Origin of the sequence: Bacillus pfraonensis, from assembly GCF_050768835.1 — a bacterium.
GTDB lineage: Bacteria > Bacillota > Bacilli > Bacillales > Bacillaceae_G > Bacillus_A > Bacillus_A pfraonensis.
The window spans coordinates 166852-181730 of record NZ_JAHCDO010000011.1 but is presented as its reverse complement, the minus strand read 5'-3'; the positions used below and the strand labels follow the sequence as shown (position 1 = coordinate 181730).

The 14879-nt window shown below is 37.6% G+C and carries 17 protein-coding genes; 1 reads left to right on the top strand and 16 read right to left on the bottom strand.

From position 1 onward, the window contains the following. Positions 1–308: 308 nt before the first annotated feature. Complete coding sequence (gene pssA / locus KFD70_RS12950) at positions 309–1016, top strand: CDP-diacylglycerol--serine O-phosphatidyltransferase (protein ID WP_336452670.1); 708 nt, start codon at positions 309–311, stop codon at positions 1014–1016. A gap of 31 nt (positions 1017–1047) precedes the next feature. Here pssA and KFD70_RS12945 read toward each other — a convergent pair whose 3' ends face one another. From KFD70_RS12945 to KFD70_RS12870, 16 genes are all read right to left on the bottom strand, one after another. After that, positions 1048–2019 carry a 2-hydroxyacid dehydrogenase family protein gene (locus KFD70_RS12945; protein ID WP_336452671.1) on the bottom strand — a complete coding sequence of 324 codons (972 nt, stop codon included), beginning with the start codon at positions 2017–2019 and terminating at the stop codon, positions 1048–1050. Positions 2020–2169: 150 nt separating this feature from the next. Next, positions 2170–2334 (bottom strand): DUF4025 domain-containing protein, encoded by a 165-nt coding sequence (locus KFD70_RS12940; protein WP_336452672.1) that lies wholly within the window; start codon positions 2332–2334, stop codon positions 2170–2172. 69 nt (positions 2335–2403) lie between these two features. Further along, on the bottom strand, positions 2404–3426 hold the full coding sequence (locus tag KFD70_RS12935) for a histidinol phosphate phosphatase domain-containing protein (protein ID WP_336452673.1): 1023 nt from the start codon (positions 3424–3426) through the stop codon (positions 2404–2406). Between the two features lie 12 nt (positions 3427–3438). Beyond that, positions 3439–3762, bottom strand: a complete 324-nt coding sequence (hisE, locus tag KFD70_RS12930; RefSeq protein WP_336452674.1) for a phosphoribosyl-ATP diphosphatase — start codon at positions 3760–3762, stop codon at positions 3439–3441. 14 nt (positions 3763–3776) lie between these two features. Beyond that, positions 3777–4082 (bottom strand): phosphoribosyl-AMP cyclohydrolase, encoded by a 306-nt coding sequence (hisI, locus tag KFD70_RS12925; protein ID WP_336452675.1) that lies wholly within the window; start codon positions 4080–4082, stop codon positions 3777–3779. Beyond that, on the bottom strand, positions 4079–4837 hold the full coding sequence (hisF, locus tag KFD70_RS12920) for an imidazole glycerol phosphate synthase subunit HisF (protein ID WP_336452676.1): 759 nt from the start codon (positions 4835–4837) through the stop codon (positions 4079–4081). Before hisF ends, hisI begins: the two co-directional genes overlap by 4 nt. Next, complete coding sequence (gene hisA / locus KFD70_RS12915) at positions 4831–5550, bottom strand: 1-(5-phosphoribosyl)-5-[(5-phosphoribosylamino)methylideneamino]imidazole-4-carboxamide isomerase (protein ID WP_336452677.1); 720 nt, start codon at positions 5548–5550, stop codon at positions 4831–4833. The genes hisF and hisA overlap by 7 nt, the downstream gene beginning before the upstream one ends. Then, positions 5523–6152 carry an imidazole glycerol phosphate synthase subunit HisH gene (hisH, locus tag KFD70_RS12910; RefSeq protein WP_336452678.1) on the bottom strand — a complete coding sequence of 210 codons (630 nt, stop codon included), beginning with the start codon at positions 6150–6152 and terminating at the stop codon, positions 5523–5525. Before hisH ends, hisA begins: the two co-directional genes overlap by 28 nt. Then, positions 6153–6737: an imidazoleglycerol-phosphate dehydratase HisB gene (gene hisB, locus KFD70_RS12905; RefSeq protein ID WP_336452679.1), complete on the bottom strand. Its 585-nt coding sequence runs from the start codon at positions 6735–6737 to the stop codon at positions 6153–6155. Continuing rightward, positions 6737–8026, bottom strand: coding sequence for a histidinol dehydrogenase (gene hisD / locus KFD70_RS12900; RefSeq protein WP_336452680.1), 1290 nt, complete (start codon positions 8024–8026; stop codon positions 6737–6739). Before hisD ends, hisB begins: the two co-directional genes overlap by 1 nt. 15 nt (positions 8027–8041) lie before the next feature. Further along, positions 8042–8677, bottom strand: coding sequence for an ATP phosphoribosyltransferase (hisG, locus tag KFD70_RS12895; RefSeq protein ID WP_336452681.1), 636 nt, complete (start codon positions 8675–8677; stop codon positions 8042–8044). Next, a complete protein-coding gene (hisZ, locus tag KFD70_RS12890; protein WP_336452682.1) occupies positions 8653–9915 on the bottom strand; it encodes an ATP phosphoribosyltransferase regulatory subunit in 1263 nt (420 codons plus the stop codon). The genes hisG and hisZ overlap by 25 nt, the downstream gene beginning before the upstream one ends. Positions 9916–10264: 349 nt before the next feature. After that, on the bottom strand, positions 10265–10843 hold the full coding sequence (leuD, locus tag KFD70_RS12885; protein WP_336452683.1) for a 3-isopropylmalate dehydratase small subunit: 579 nt from the start codon (positions 10841–10843) through the stop codon (positions 10265–10267). After that, a complete protein-coding gene (leuC, locus tag KFD70_RS12880) occupies positions 10821–12215 on the bottom strand; it encodes a 3-isopropylmalate dehydratase large subunit (RefSeq protein WP_336452684.1) in 1395 nt (464 codons plus the stop codon). The genes leuD and leuC overlap by 23 nt, the downstream gene beginning before the upstream one ends. Beyond that, positions 12215–13279 carry a 3-isopropylmalate dehydrogenase gene (leuB, locus tag KFD70_RS12875; protein WP_336452685.1) on the bottom strand — a complete coding sequence of 355 codons (1065 nt, stop codon included), beginning with the start codon at positions 13277–13279 and terminating at the stop codon, positions 12215–12217. The genes leuC and leuB overlap by 1 nt, the downstream gene beginning before the upstream one ends. Positions 13280–13357: 78 nt before the next feature. Beyond that, positions 13358–14878 (bottom strand): 2-isopropylmalate synthase, encoded by a 1521-nt coding sequence (locus tag KFD70_RS12870; RefSeq protein WP_336452686.1) that lies wholly within the window; start codon positions 14876–14878, stop codon positions 13358–13360. Between the last annotated feature and the right edge of the window lies 1 nt (position 14879).

Genomic DNA, 14879 nt, shown 5'->3' with positions numbered 1-14879 from the left:
AAATCGACATAAACCCTAATCTTTATGTGAGGGAGCAGTAACTTATATGTCGAAAAATCGAAATGGATTTATATAGAATCTCCGTACTTCGTCTCAGTTCTCAGTAGAATTAAAAAAGGTAGTTGAAGGATACACTACTCGTGAAAGCTTACCGTAATGAATCAAACCACTGAATGCGATTTCACTTTATGAAATCTTTCACAAAATGGTAATTTTTTCGTCCGTGGTAAGAAATTTATGTTATGATAAAATAAGTAAACTTTCATACACTAATTAAGAATTTATTACAGAAAGCAAGGGATCAGATTTTGTATAGAGCAGCAATTCCAAACTTATTTACGCTCGGAAATTTATACAGTGGATTTTTATCAATTGGCTATGCATCTTTAGGGTATTATAAACCAGCTGCTATTTTAGTACTAATCGGGATGATGTTAGATAGTCTTGATGGCCGGGTAGCTCGTTTATTACGTGTGGATTCACAAATGGGGAAAGAACTTGATTCACTAGCAGATGTTGTAACATTCGGAGCTGCACCTGCAGTTTTAATGTACTACACTTCCTTTTCCAATTATGGAATTATCGGACTATACATAGCAGGACTATTCCCTCTGTTCGGAGCATATCGTTTAGCACGATTCAATGTAACGCCTTCCTCTACTTCTATGAAGTATTTCACTGGCGTTCCTATTACTGCAGCAGGAGGACTCGTTGCCTTCTTAACACTATTTTCACATACCATTCCAAAAATTGTCCTCATTACAGTATTTGTAACGTTTGCATTTTTAATGGTAAGTCGTATTCGTATCCCAAGTTTAAAAGATGTGCCAATTCCACGATACAGTATTATTGTCACACTCTTTTTAATCGGAATTATTTATACAATGTATAAAACAAGCTTTGGCAACATTTCAGTATTTTTATTCATCGCCGTCCCACTTTATATTTTGTATATGTTATCTCAATTTATTAGGCAAAGACCTTCTCATAAAAAACGAGCAAATAAAGAAAAATAAAGAAAAACCTTCCAAGTCGGAAGGTTTCTCTTTATTTTGTCACTAGCTCCTTTTGATTTACAGGCGTTAATGCTTCTTCTCCTTCTAATACAGCTAAAATGTTACGCACTGCCATTTCAGCCATTGCGTCACGTGTTTCAAACGTTGCGTTTCCAACATGTGGAGTAAGAACAACATTTTTTAATCCCTTTAATCTCTCTGTAATTTTCGGTTCAAACTCAAATACATCAAGAGCTGCGCCTTCAATTTCATTCGTCTCTAACGCATGAGCAAGCGCTAGTTCATTCATAATCGGACCACGTGCTGCATTTATAATATATGCTGTTTTCTTCATCATTTTAAATTGTTCTTCATCAATCATATGATGGAGACTCGGATTATACGCGCAATTAATCGTAATAAAATCTGCTGTATGTAACAGTTCTTCTAACGTTACATACGTTGCTTCCAATTCGTTCTCGACCTCTAGCTTACGATTTGGGCCTGTGTAGATAATATTCATTCCAAATGCTTTTGCACGTTTCGCAACTGCTTTTCCAATTTCTCCAAGACCGATAACTCCAATTGTCTTTCCATATACTTCTCGTCCGAGGAAAAAGAGTGGTGCCCAGCCATTAAATCCAACTGTACGACATACTGTATCTCCTTCTGGAATTCGTCTTGCCGCAGCTAAAAGAAGGGCAAATGTTAACTCTGCTGTTGCTTCTGTTGAAACTTTCGGTGTATTTGTAACCGCAATTCCTTTTTCTGCTGCATACGTGTAATCAATGTTATCGTAACCTGCACCGTAGTTAGCAATAATTTTTAAATCAGGCGCTGCATCAATGACTTCTTTTGTTACCTTTGTAGAAAGTAAACTTAACAGTGCATCTTTATCTTTAACCCGCTTTACTAATTCTTCGGCACGAATTAATTCTTCTTTATCATACATTTCTACATCATAATTTTGTAATAGTCTCAGTCCGATTTCTGGAATTTTTCCCGCTACTAATATTTTTGCCATTACTAAGCACCTCTTCTATTAAAAAATAGGAATTTCCCTATATTATATTGTAAGAAATCTAAGTTAAAAAAGCCAAGGAATTTGATTACAGTTCTGAAAACTGACACTTTTGCTCATAAGAAAAGAGGAGATATCTATCTCCCCTTTTACTTATTGTTCTTCACTAGATTGTTTTCCAAGCTTCGCATCGATCGTTCCTTCTGCTACCGTATCACTAATTTGTTCTTGGATTACAGAATTGACTTCCTCATTCGTTTGAGAAGTATAGTTTTGATTTGTTACTTTCAAGTTCTGCTTGTTTTGTTGTTTTGGCATTTCAAACCCTCCTTTATCATTCTTTCTTATTTTGAGCAAAAAGAAAGGTTTTCATCACAAAATCATTTTTTACTTTGAAACAGTTGTTGCTTCTTCTGCAAGCAACTGCATCTTCCTCATCCGTTTTTCAAATGTAGCAACATGAGAAATACCATGATTACGTAATGTTTTCACATTTTCTCGAACATAATTTCCTAAATCATTTGGATAATGAGCATCTGATGAAAGAGTAATGGGTACTTTATGTTTTGCTAATACTTGTAAATACAGCGGACTTGGACACATTTCTCGAACAGGATAACGATAATATAACCCCGCATTTACTTCCGTTGCTGTATTTGTCTCTACTAAGGCCTGAGCAATTCTTTCGTAGTATGGAATCTGTACATTTTCATCTAATCGATAATTAAATACTTTTATATTATCAAGATGAGCTACAATATCAAATAACTTAGAATGAATTGCTTTTTCGACCGTTCCAAAAAATACGTCATATAATTCATTCAAATCATGGTTTTCAAAATATTCTTTTGTATCTGGGTTATCAAATCCCCATCCATTAATAAAATGTACCGAACCAATAACGTAATCCCAATCACCTAATGCCAACAAACCTTCTAACTCCCGCTCGCCACCAATAAAATAATCAGCTTCAATTCCAAGGCGCAGCACGACTCCCCGTTTTCTCCAGCGCTCCTTTGCCTCTTGGATTGCTGTTGTAAAATCATAAATCGACGCTACCCGAACTTGATCTAGCCATTCTTTCTGCAAATGACCAAGCTTTGAATCACTAATCTCTACATATTTCTCGTAATACTCCTTTGCTTCATGAAAGCGATATAAGTGATCAACAATCCCTACTTCTTTTATTCCTTTCCGCATTGCTTCTTCTAAATAGAAATCAATCCATTCTGCTGTAAATGGCCCTTCTTCCACACGTTTTTTTAGACGTTCTTGTGTTTTCATAAGCCACTTCATAGAATGTTTTTTTTCTTTGAGTGGTTGAAAATATTCTATCGATTCATTTATCCTCGCCAGCCAGCCTAGCGAATACGGTCCCTCTTCTAAATGAAGGTGATAATCTACTTTCATACGCTCTCCCCCTTATAACGTATCAATTTCTTTTCGTTCCCCTATTTTTGAGAGCTTTCCTTGTCTCTCTTTCACTTCTTCTAACACATCTTCTAGTGAGATATCTTTTTCAACTAATAAAACAAAACAGTGATAAATGACATCAACCATTTCCTTTACAAGTTCTTCTTTATTATCATTTTTCGCAGCGATTACAACTTCTGTACATTCTTCTCCTATTTTTTTCAAAATTTTATCTTCACCTTTTATAAATAAATAATTTGTATATGATTCCGAAATTGGACTTTCTTTCCGTATTTGAATTGTTTCATATAAAGACTTCAGTACGTCTTCCACCTTCAGTTCCCCCCTTATATAATCTTATAATGAAAGCATGTTTTCTCTCCTGTGTGACAAGCTGGTCCTACTTGCTTAACAATAATTACAATCGAGTCTTGGTCACAATCTAAATAGAGCGCTTGAACATACTGCACATGCCCTGATGTTTCCCCTTTATTCCATAACGCTTGCCGAGAACGTGAATAAAACCATGTTTTCTTTGTTTCCAACGTTTTTTTATACGCCTCTTCATTCATATATGCTAGCATCAAAACTTCTTTTGTATTCTCTTCCACAACAACAGCTGGTAACAACCCTTTTGAAAAATCAGGTATCATAATCTCACCTCAATTTTCGCTTCTTGTAATTTTCGCTTCACCTCTTGTACTGTTACTTCACCATAGTGAAAAATAGAGGCTGCTAATGCAGCATTTACTGACGTTTTTTGAAATACTTTTACAATATGCCCTGCACTTCCACATCCCCCCGAAGCAATAACTGGAATCGAAACCGCTTGTGAAATTGTTTCTGTCAAACGAAGATCATAACCATCCTTCGTCCCATCCGCATCCATGCTCGTAAGTAAAATTTCACCAGCACCTAATTGTTCTACCTGTTTGGCCCACCCTACAGCATCGATTCCCGTATCAATCCGTCCACCGTTTACATATACATTCCACTTATTTTCTTTTACTTCTCTTGCATCAATTGCGACCACAATACATTGCGAACCGAAATGTTCGGCTCCCTCCTGAATTAACTTTGGATTTCGCACTGCCGCTGAGTTAATTGAAATTTTGTCCGCACCTGCTCTTAGTAACGTATACATATCTTGAACCGATGAAATGCCACCTCCAACTGTAAGTGGGATAAACACTTTTGCTGCCGCTCTCTCTACAACATCCACAATCGTTTTTCTTCCTTCATGCGTAGCAGTGATATCTAAAAAAACAATTTCATCTGCACCTGCTTGATTATACAAATCAGCTATTTCAACAGGATCCCCCACATCTTGTAATCCTACAAAATTCACACCCTTTACAACTCGGCCACCTTTCACATCTAAACATGGAATAATTCGCTTCGTTAACATATCTTTGTCACCTGCAATGCCTGTTCTAAATCAATTGTGTTTTCATATAGTGCTTTTCCGATAATAACACCATATACATTCATATCTTTTAATTTCTGCACATCTTGCAATGAGCAAACTCCGCCCGATGCAACAATACGAATATCCACTTCCTTCTGTAGTAATTGTAATTGCTTAAAGTTCGGTCCCTCTAACGTACCGTCTTTTGCAATATCGGTAAAAATGATTGTTTGTACACCGGCACTCTCCATTTTCTTCGCAAGTTCAATATAAGAAATTTCAGACACATCTAGCCAACCTCTCGTTGCAACGTAACCATTTTTCGCATCAATACCAACGATAATACTTTCCTCATATAAACGAACTGCTTCTTCTAAAAAAGGGCGATCATGCAATGCTGCCGTTCCTAAAATAACCTTTTCTACTCCTACTGACAGTAATATTTCAATCGTTTCAATAGAACGTATTCCTCCACCTACTTGAACCGGAATCCGAATCGCTTTACATATATCTTCAATTACGGAAAGATTCATCGATTGACCAGCAACTGCTCCATCAAGGTCAACAATGTGCAATGTTCTTGCTCCTAACTTTTCAAACAGTAATGCTTGAGCAACTGGATTTTCATTCATAACCGTTTCCTTTTGAAATTCTCCTTGATACAGCCTAACACATCGTCCTTTTTTTAAATCGATAGCCGGGAAGATCTCCATGATTCTACCACTCCTTTAAAATTTTTTAACATTTGTATCCCGATATCACCGCTTTTTTCAGGGTGAAACTGCGCTCCAAATATATTCCCTTTCGCAACAAATCCTGGAATATCAACTTTATAGTCACTAATGCCACATACAACCTCATTCGGACAATCTGCATAATAAGAATGAACGTAATACACAAATGAACCATCTTCAACCTCATTCCACAACTCAATTTCCCGCTTCTTCTTTAATTGATTCCAGCCCATATGCGGTATTTTATAAGGAACTTCCAACTTTCTGATCACTCCAGGTAACAAACCTAACCCTTTTGTTCTCTCTATCTCTTCACTCTCTTCAAATAAAAGTTGCATTCCTAAACAAATTCCAAAGAGCGGTTTTTCTTGTACCCCAATTTCTTGAATCACTGAAACAAGGTCTTTTTCCTGCAGGGCAATCATTGCTTTTGGAAAAGCTCCAACTCCTGGTAAAATCACACCATCACTTTTCAATATTCTTTCTTTATCATCTGTCACAATATGCTCGGCCCCAATACGTGTTAACGCTTGTTCAACACTGCGAATATTTCCCATCCCATAATCTACAATGGCAATCAATTACAACAGTCCCTTCGTAGAATTTACGCCAATGATTTTTTCATTTTTGTCCACTGCTTCACGTAGCGCACGCCCAAATGCTTTAAATAAAGCTTCAATTTTGTGATGCGTATTACTTCCATATAAAATGCGAGCATGTAATGTTATATTTGCCGCATGCGCAATCGCTCTGAAAAACTCCTCTGTCAGCTCTGTATCAAAATCTCCTAATTTAGGATTCTTTAATTCACCTTGAAACACAAGATAAGATCTGCCACTTATATCAATCGCAACAAAACCTAACGCTTCATCCATTGGTACATACGCTGCTCCATAGCGGTTAATACCTTCTTTATTTTGCAATGCTTCTTTTAAGCAATTTCCAAGTACAATCCCAACATCTTCAACAGTATGATGTGCATCAACAAACACATCACCTTCTACTTCAATTTGTAAACCAAACCGCCCATGTTTCGCAAACAAAGTTAGCATATGATCAAAGAAACCAACACCCGTTTGAATTAAAACGTTTGTACTTTCATCTAGTTGTAAACTTAGTTTAATTTTTGTTTCGGTCGTTTCCCGTACTTGACTTGCCCTACGCATTATTTCTCCTCCTCAAACCGAATTTGAATTGCTTTTGCATGTGCATGTAACCCTTCTTTATCCGCGAGTGTTATAATATAATGTTGTACACTTTGTAACGCTTCTTTCGTATAGGATACAAAACTTGATTTTTTCACAAAATCATCAACCGATAACGGCGAAAAGAAACGTGCTGTTCCGCTTGTTGGCAATACATGATTCGGGCCTGCGAAATAATCTCCAAGTGGCTCTGGAGCATATGGACCAATAAAAATCGAACCGGCATTCTTAATAAAGCTCAAGGCATTCATCGGTTCATTGATGTGTAACTCTAAATGCTCCGGTGCTATCTCATTCGACAATTGAAACGCATTCTCTAGTGAAGGAACAACAAGAATCGCTCCATTTCTTTCTATTGATTCACGAGCTATTTCCCTTCTTGGTAATGCCTGAAGTTGCACTTGTATTTCTTTTTCTATCTCTTTAGCCAATTCAGCACAAGTTGTAATACAAATCGCTGTTGCTTTCACATCATGCTCTGCTTGAGATAATAAGTCTGCTGCAATAAAAGACGCATTCCCAGTTCTGTCAGCAATTACAACGATTTCAGATGGTCCAGCAATCATGTCAATATGGACAGCTCCAAACACCTCACGCTTTGCAAAAGCCACATATATATTCCCAGGACCGACAATCTTATCTACTTTCGGAATCGATTCCGTTCCATATGCTAATGCTGCTATCGCTTGCGCCCCACCTACTGTATAAATTTCATCTACACCTGCAATCTCAGCAGCTGCTAAAATATGCGGATCTACCCCCTCTTTTCCCGGTGGTGTGACCATGATAACTTTCTGAACCCCTGCAATTTTGGCAGGTAATACATTCATGAGTACAGATGAAGGATAAGATGCCGTTCCTCCTGGTACATATACGCCAACCGTTTGTAACGGTCTAATGAATTGTCCACGAATTACACCTTCATTTTCACAATCTACAAAGGATTGTCTTTTTTGTTTTTCATGGTATGAAATAATATTTTTTTTCGCTTCCTGCAATGCTTCTAGAAACGAAAAATCTACATATTTACTCGCTTTTTCAATTTCTTTTTTTGGAATGCGAAACTTTCTTACCTCGACATGATCGAAAGCCTTTGTATAAGAAATTAATGCTTCATCTTTCCGTTCTCTCACTTGTTTAACAATTTCCCTTACACATAGCTGTACAGTTTCTTCTATTATATTGGCCTGTTCTCTTATCTCTTTTATTCTCTTCAGTGCTTCTGTATAATCCTCATACATTATCTCCATTACAATTCCCCTTTTTTATTTAGATGAAGTAATTGCGCACTCCATCCCATTGATAATATTGAATATTTCGTCTTTTTTTGTTTTTAAAGCAGCTTTATTCACAATCATTCGAGCGGATATGGCATACATTTCTTCAAATACAATCAATCCATTTTCTTGTAATGTTTTTCCAGTCTCTACAATATCAACAATTGCATCTGCTAATCCGAGCAATGGCGCTATTTCCACAGAACCTTCTATTTTTATAATCTCTATATCTTCTCCTTTTTCTCGAAAATAGTTGGAAGTAATATGCGGATACTTGGTAGCAATTCTCTTTTTTCGATAACCTTTCGGATTATATGTTGGGATAGAGGCAACACAGAACTTGCAACACCCTACACCTAAATCAACCATTTCATATATATCTTTCTCATATTCCATTAAAATATCTTTTCCGACAATCCCAATATCTGCAACACCATGTTCTACATAAGTCGCAACATCTACTGCTTTCACTAGAATAAATGAAACGTTCCTACTAGCGCTTTGGAATACGAGCTTCCTTCCTTTATCCATCAATTCCGAACAATCAATTCCCATTTTTTCAAATAGCGGAATGACATGTTTCTCCAGTCTCCCCTTCGTTAACGCAATTTGAATGTTACGCATGAAGTTTCTCCTTCTTTCTGTATGACCCATTTTTCTTTCCACACATATTCCACTAATGCTTTTCCAGCCGCTTCAATTACTTTTATAATTCCATTCTTCTTTGCAAACTGAAATGTATCTTGTAAATTCTCAAACATAGATAGTTCTACTTTCCATCCATCTTTCTGCAGTAATCCACGTAACCTTTCTGCTTCGGCTATCATTTCCAAAGAATAATGAATGAGCATATCTAATTTTTTTCGCTGGAATGGTTTTTGCTGCTCTTGTAATGTCCGTACAATTTGATTTACTTGTACAGCTAACCCAACCGCTGGCATTGGTTCTCCAAAATTACCAAGTAATTCATCATATCTTCCGCCACTCACGATTTCTCCTCCAACATCATATATATAACCTCTAAAAATAACTCCTGTATAATAATGCAAATGTTGAATCATCCCGAGATCAATTGATATATATGAACCATATCCTAATTTTTCAATCGTTTTATAGATTTCTTTTACCCGCATAATTGCTTGCTTCATCTCATAATTTGAAGCGAGCTTTTCCGCTTCTTCAATCACTTCAAGGTTTCCAAATAACCTTGGTAACCTTTCAAGTAACTGTACTGTTTCATCACTTCGATCTAAATTCTTTTCTTGTAAAAAACGGGATAGCTCTGCATAGTTTTTACTTTCAATATACGTACGTAAGAGCGACTCCTCTTCTTCTCCAAATGATAGTTTTTTAACAATACACTTATATAACTGAACTTGCCCTAATTCTATTGTAAAAGATTGAACCCCTACAGCTTGAAGAGCATGGATTGCACTGACGATACATTCAATTTCAGCACGTATATTATCAATCCCAATGATTTCAATCCCTGTTTGAATGATTTCATTGTATTTTCCAGATAATGATTCGTTTGCTCGAAATACATTCCCGCTATATGTTAGTTTCAGAGCCAAATCCTCTCTGAGCGTTCCCATTACCCTTGCTAGAGGAATTGTCATATCAGGTCTCAAAACGATAATCCGCCCTTGCTGATCAAAAAATTTATACATTTTCTCTTCATCTATCGGTCTATTACGAAAAGCAAAAACATCATAAAATTCAATCGTGGGTGTCCGAATTTCTTCATAACCCCTTTCTAAAAAAGTACGTCGTAATTTTTGTTCAACTTCTTCTATTAACGTACACTCTTCAAATACATAATCTCTTGTTCCATCTGGATTTGCTCGCTTCCATTTTGTCATACCAATTCACACTCCTTTAAGCTCCCATCAGTAGACTTCCCCTTTTAGTGTATGGTCCATCATAGCAATCACGAACAAAATAAAAAGGGCCTTGTAGAAAAAATACCTACAAGGCCCTTTTTAGGGTGTAGGTACAACGGGAATAACCCTTGTACCTACACGTTGTTCACGCTAGGTTCAAGGGTTTATGTATGATGATGTAGTTGTGTAAGCATATTAACAGATTGTAGTTTAGACATTATCCTTACTCCCTTTCTCCTCTTGTTTTCACATAGTATATAACACAAAATTCAGAATGTAAATACAATTAGGACCTTATATATTTTTTTATGACAGCTCGCTAAAAAAATTAGCGAGCTATTTTTTGTTCATATTCTTGAATTTTTCGTTCATATTGAAGCGTGATTCCAATTTCATCTAAGCCACTTAATAGCTTTTCTTTCCACATCGTTTCAATTGTAAAATGAAAACGATGTCGCGAGGTTATAATCACTTCGTTCTCTAAATCAACTTCTATGACATCTCTTGGATCAACAGCTGCTAGTTTTTCACGCATTTCTTTTTCCATAACGATTGGCAGCATGCCATTTTTTGTACAATTCATATAAAAAATGTCTGCAAATCCCCCCGCAATAATAACACGAAATCCATAGTCAGCAAGTGCCCATGGCGCATGCTCTCTTGATGAACCACAGCCAAAATTTTCACCTGTAATAAGTATACTTGCTCCTTTTCGCTCAGGTGCATTTAATGGAAAATCCGGATTCTCTTGCCTGTCATCCTCATAACGCCACTCATCGAATAAAAATTTCCCAAAACCCGTTCGTTCAATCCTCTTTAAATATTGTTTTGGAATGATTTGATCTGTATCAATGTTATCGTTCATGAGTACAGCAACAGTTCCTTTATGAATACGAAATGGCTCCATCGTAACTCTCCTTTCTCACATCAACGAAATGACCATAAAGCGCTGCGGCCGCTGCCATCGCAGGACTAACTAAATGTGTTCTTGCACCCTTCCCTTGTCGTCCTTCAAAATTCCGATTGGAAGTAGAGGCACAATGTTCCCCCTCCGGCACTTGATCTGGATTCATCCCGAGACACATAGAACACCCAGGCTCTCTCCACTCGAATCCTGCTTCTTCAAATATACGATGCAGTCCTTTTTCCATCGCGGCTTTTCGTACTCTTTTAGATCCTGGCACTACAAGTGCCCGCACCCCTTCTTTTACCTTTTTTCCTTTTACAACGGCTGCGGCAATTTCTAAATCTGATAAACGAGAATTTGTACAAGAGCCAATAAATACATGCTGAACCGGAATTTCAAATGCACTTTTCCCTGGCTGGAGTCCCATATATGCAAAAGCTCGTTCATCATTTTTATCACGTGTTTCTGGCAATTGTTCATCGATACGCATGCCCATACTTGGGTTTGTTCCCCATGTTACATATGGAGCTAGTTTAGTAACATCTACTAAAATACAAGTATCGTATATTGCATTTGGCTCAGTATAGAGCCCCCTCCAATTCGCTACTGCTGAGTCGAACTTTTCCGGTGCATACTCGCGCTCCTTTACATAAGCAAATGTTTTTTCATCTGGTGCAATAATCCCTGCTTTCGCCCCACCTTCAATCGCCATATTACAAAGTGTCATGCGTTCTTCCATTTCCATATCTACAATTGCTTCTCCGTAAAACTCCATCACATATCCAGTTCCAAATGCTACTCCATATGTAGCAAGAAGATGTAAAATAATATCTTTGGCATACACTCCTTTTGGCATTTTCCCTTTTAGTTCGATTCCCATTGCTTTTGGCTTTCGTTGCCATAATGTTTGAGTGGCTAATACATGCTCTACTTCACTTGTACCAATTCCAAATGCTAGCGCTCCAAAGGCTCCATGAGTTGCCGTATGACTATCACCACATACAATGCTCTTTCCCGGCTGCGTTAGTCCAAGTTCTGGACCAATAACATGGACAATCCCTTGATTTTCATCATCAATATCAGCTAACCGAATGTTAAATTGCTTACAATTTTCACGAAGCGTATCTAATTGTTGCTTCGCAATACGATCTGTAATATTCCAAACATCCTTTGTTGGAATATTATGATCCATCGTTGCAAATGTTAAATCTGGCCTCCTAACATTCCGATTGGCAAGCCGCAAGCCTTCAAAGGCTTGCGGCGATGTCACTTCATGTACGAGATGAAGATCGATATATAGTAAATCTAATCCATTTTCATTTGTTGTAACAACGTGTCTTTCCCACAATTTATCTAGTAACCTTTTCGTCATTATCTCCCTCTCCCTACTAACGCTTGTTCTTCCATTTCTTGTAGTACATACTTTGTAAAAGAAGATGTTGTTTCATTTCCACCTATATCAGCTGTACATTTACCAGATCGAAGGACTGCGGAAATTGCTTCTTCGATTGCTTCTCCTTCTCTTTTTAAATCAAAAGATTGTCCGAGCATCATCGCAACTGAACGCATCATTGCAATTGGATTCACTTTATTTTCCCCGGCAATATCTGGTGCTGATCCATGGATTGGTTCATACAGCGAAGGTCCGTTCTCCGCATGACTTGCTGATGGAAGCATCCCGAGCGACCCTGCTAATACAGAAGCTTCATCACTTAAAATATCACCAAATAAATTTTCTGTTACAATGACATCAAACCGGCCCGGATTACGAATTAATTCCATCGCAGCTGCGTCTACTAAAATATGTTCAAGTTCAATATTCGGATAACGAAGTGCTACTTCTTCTGTTACTTCTCTCCAAAGCTTACTCGACTCCAAAACATTTGCTTTATCAATAGAAGTGACTTTTTTACGGCGCTTACTTGCTAATTGGAAAGCGTAAGAAACAATACGCTCGATTTCATGACGATGATAAGTGAGTGTATCTGTCGCTACCTCTTCAGTTTTTTCTTTTGGAAAGGAAAAATATATCCCACCCGTTAATTCACGAACGACAACAAAATCCACCTCATCAGCCGCCTTTAGTGGTGATAAATGGGCAGTCGCTGCATCCACAGTAACAGGACGAACATTAGCAAATACACCAAGTCCTTTTCGAAGCGCAAGCAACCCCTTTTCTGGTCTATCTTTCACTTCGTCCCAGCGTGGTCCACCAACCGAACCTAATAATACCGCATCACTTGCTAAACATGCTGCCAATGTCCTTGACGGTAATGGTTGCCCAAACGAGTCAATCGCAGCCCCTCCAAATTGTTCATCTTGTAGATAAAAATGGTGTCCATACAATCTTTCTATCATGTGCAGCACTTCCTTGGCACTCTCCATAATTTCTGGTCCAACACCGTCACCCGCTAAGCAAACAATACGTTTTTCCAATGATCAGCACCCCTTTTTATTTAACTGATTATTCACAATTTTATTAAGTGAAGTGGGGGATCCCCCCACTTATAAACATTATTTTGTAATCAATAACAAAGCCTTTAATTTTCCAGCTGCATGCACATAAGCTCTAGCTGATGCTTCTAATACATCTTGCGCAACACCAAAACCTGCAACTTGATGAGTTCCTTCTTTCAATTCAACATGAACATGAGCGAGTGCATCCTGACCTTGTGTAATGGATTGAATACGATAATCGGCTAACTCACACTCAAGTCCTAAAATTCTTTGAATTGCATTATAAATCGCTTCAATACTACCTGCCCCAGTTGCTGCATCTTCATATACATTACCTTCCTCATCTCCCAGTGCAATAGTTGCACATTGCGTGCTATTAGACACAAAATGTACTTGTAATTGTTTAATGTTATACTGCTGTGTTGAAAATGCAGCCTCTCCTAGTACTAATGCACGTAAATCTTCTTCTGTAATCTCTTTTTTACGATCTGCTAATCTCTTAAATGCAAGAAATGCTATATCTCGCTCTTCTTCTGTAAAATCATAGCCGAGTTCCTTCATTTTTTCAGTAAACGCATGGCGACCAGAATGCTTTCCAAGTACAAATAAATTTTGCGCTTCACCAACTAGTTCTGGTTCAATAATTTCATATGTCGTTACTTCTTTTAATACACCATCTTGATGAATACCTGATTCATGTGCAAATGCATTTGCTCCAACAATCGCCTTATTTTTTGGAACGATCATACCTGTTAAACGACTTACTAATGTACTTGTTGCTTTAATTTCTTTTAGTGTTATAGAAGATTCGGCTTCATAATAGTCTTTTCTAATGTGCAAAGCAACTGCAACTTCTTCTAAAGCAGCATTACCTGCACGTTCTCCAATCCCATTGATTGTTCCCTCTACTTGCAGTGCCCCGCCTTCAATAGCCGCCAATGAATTCGCTACTGCCATACCAAGGTCATCGTGACAATGACAAGAGAAAATAGCTTTTTCATAAGCAGAAACATATTCTTGTAAATATTTAAAAAGAGAATAATATTCTTCTGGATTTGTATAACCAACTGTATCAGGAATATTAATAACATCCGCTCCAGCGCGAATCGCAACTTCCACAGCTTCTGCTAAAAAAGGACGAGCCGTTCTCGTTGCATCCTCTGCCGAAAATTGCACTGTTGGGAATAAAGATTTCCCCAAAGTTACAGAGCGATGAATACTATCTAGTACATCTTCTTTTGACATACAAAGCTTATATTTCATATGAATGTCACTCGTTGCCAAAAAAACGTGTAACCTCGGAGATACTGCACCTTTTACCGCTTCATACGCTCTACGAATATCACTTTCCTTCGCCCTTGCAAGACTCATAACTGAAGCATTTTGAATCGTTTCCGCAATACGTTTTACTGAACGAAAATCCCCTTCAGAAGCTGCTGCAAATCCCGCTTCCATCACATTAATCCCGAGTTTTTCTAACTGCCTTGCAATCTGCAATTTTTCTTGTTCATTTAAATTGACTCCGGGTGATTGTTCGCCATCACGAAGCGTCGTATCCATGAACAAAATCTGTTTCATA

Excerpts from the sequence above, each read along its gene's own strand:
- KFD70_RS12945 (WP_336452671.1), bottom strand. The coding sequence starts at position 2,019 with ATGGCAAAAATATTAGTAGCGGGAAAAATTCCAGAAATCGGACTGAGA.
- hisA (WP_336452677.1), bottom strand. The coding sequence starts at position 5,550 with ATGGAGATCTTCCCGGCTATCGATTTAAAAAAAGGACGATGTGTTAGG.
- KFD70_RS12870 (WP_336452686.1), bottom strand. The coding sequence starts at position 14,878 with ATGAAACAGATTTTGTTCATGGATACGACGCTTCGTGATGGCGAACAA.
- KFD70_RS12935 (WP_336452673.1), bottom strand. The coding sequence starts at position 3,426 with ATGAAAGTAGATTATCACCTTCATTTAGAAGAGGGACCGTATTCGCTA.
- leuD (WP_336452683.1), bottom strand. The coding sequence starts at position 10,843 with ATGGAGCCATTTCGTATTCATAAAGGAACTGTTGCTGTACTCATGAAC.
- hisZ (WP_336452682.1), bottom strand. The coding sequence starts at position 9,915 with ATGACAAAATGGAAGCGAGCAAATCCAGATGGAACAAGAGATTATGTA.
- hisD (WP_336452680.1), bottom strand. The coding sequence starts at position 8,026 with ATGGAGATAATGTATGAGGATTATACAGAAGCACTGAAGAGAATAAAA.
- hisB (WP_336452679.1), bottom strand. The coding sequence starts at position 6,737 with ATGCGTAGGGCAAGTCAAGTACGGGAAACGACCGAAACAAAAATTAAA.
- hisI (WP_336452675.1), bottom strand. The coding sequence starts at position 4,082 with ATGATACCTGATTTTTCAAAAGGGTTGTTACCAGCTGTTGTTGTGGAA.
- hisF (WP_336452676.1), bottom strand. The coding sequence starts at position 4,837 with ATGTTAACGAAGCGAATTATTCCATGTTTAGATGTGAAAGGTGGCCGA.
- leuC (WP_336452684.1), bottom strand. The coding sequence starts at position 12,215 with ATGACGAAAAGGTTACTAGATAAATTGTGGGAAAGACACGTTGTTACA.
- KFD70_RS12940 (WP_336452672.1), bottom strand. The coding sequence starts at position 2,334 with ATGCCAAAACAACAAAACAAGCAGAACTTGAAAGTAACAAATCAAAAC.
- hisG (WP_336452681.1), bottom strand. The coding sequence starts at position 8,677 with ATGCGTAACATTCAAATTGCGTTAACGAAGGGGAGACTGGAGAAACAT.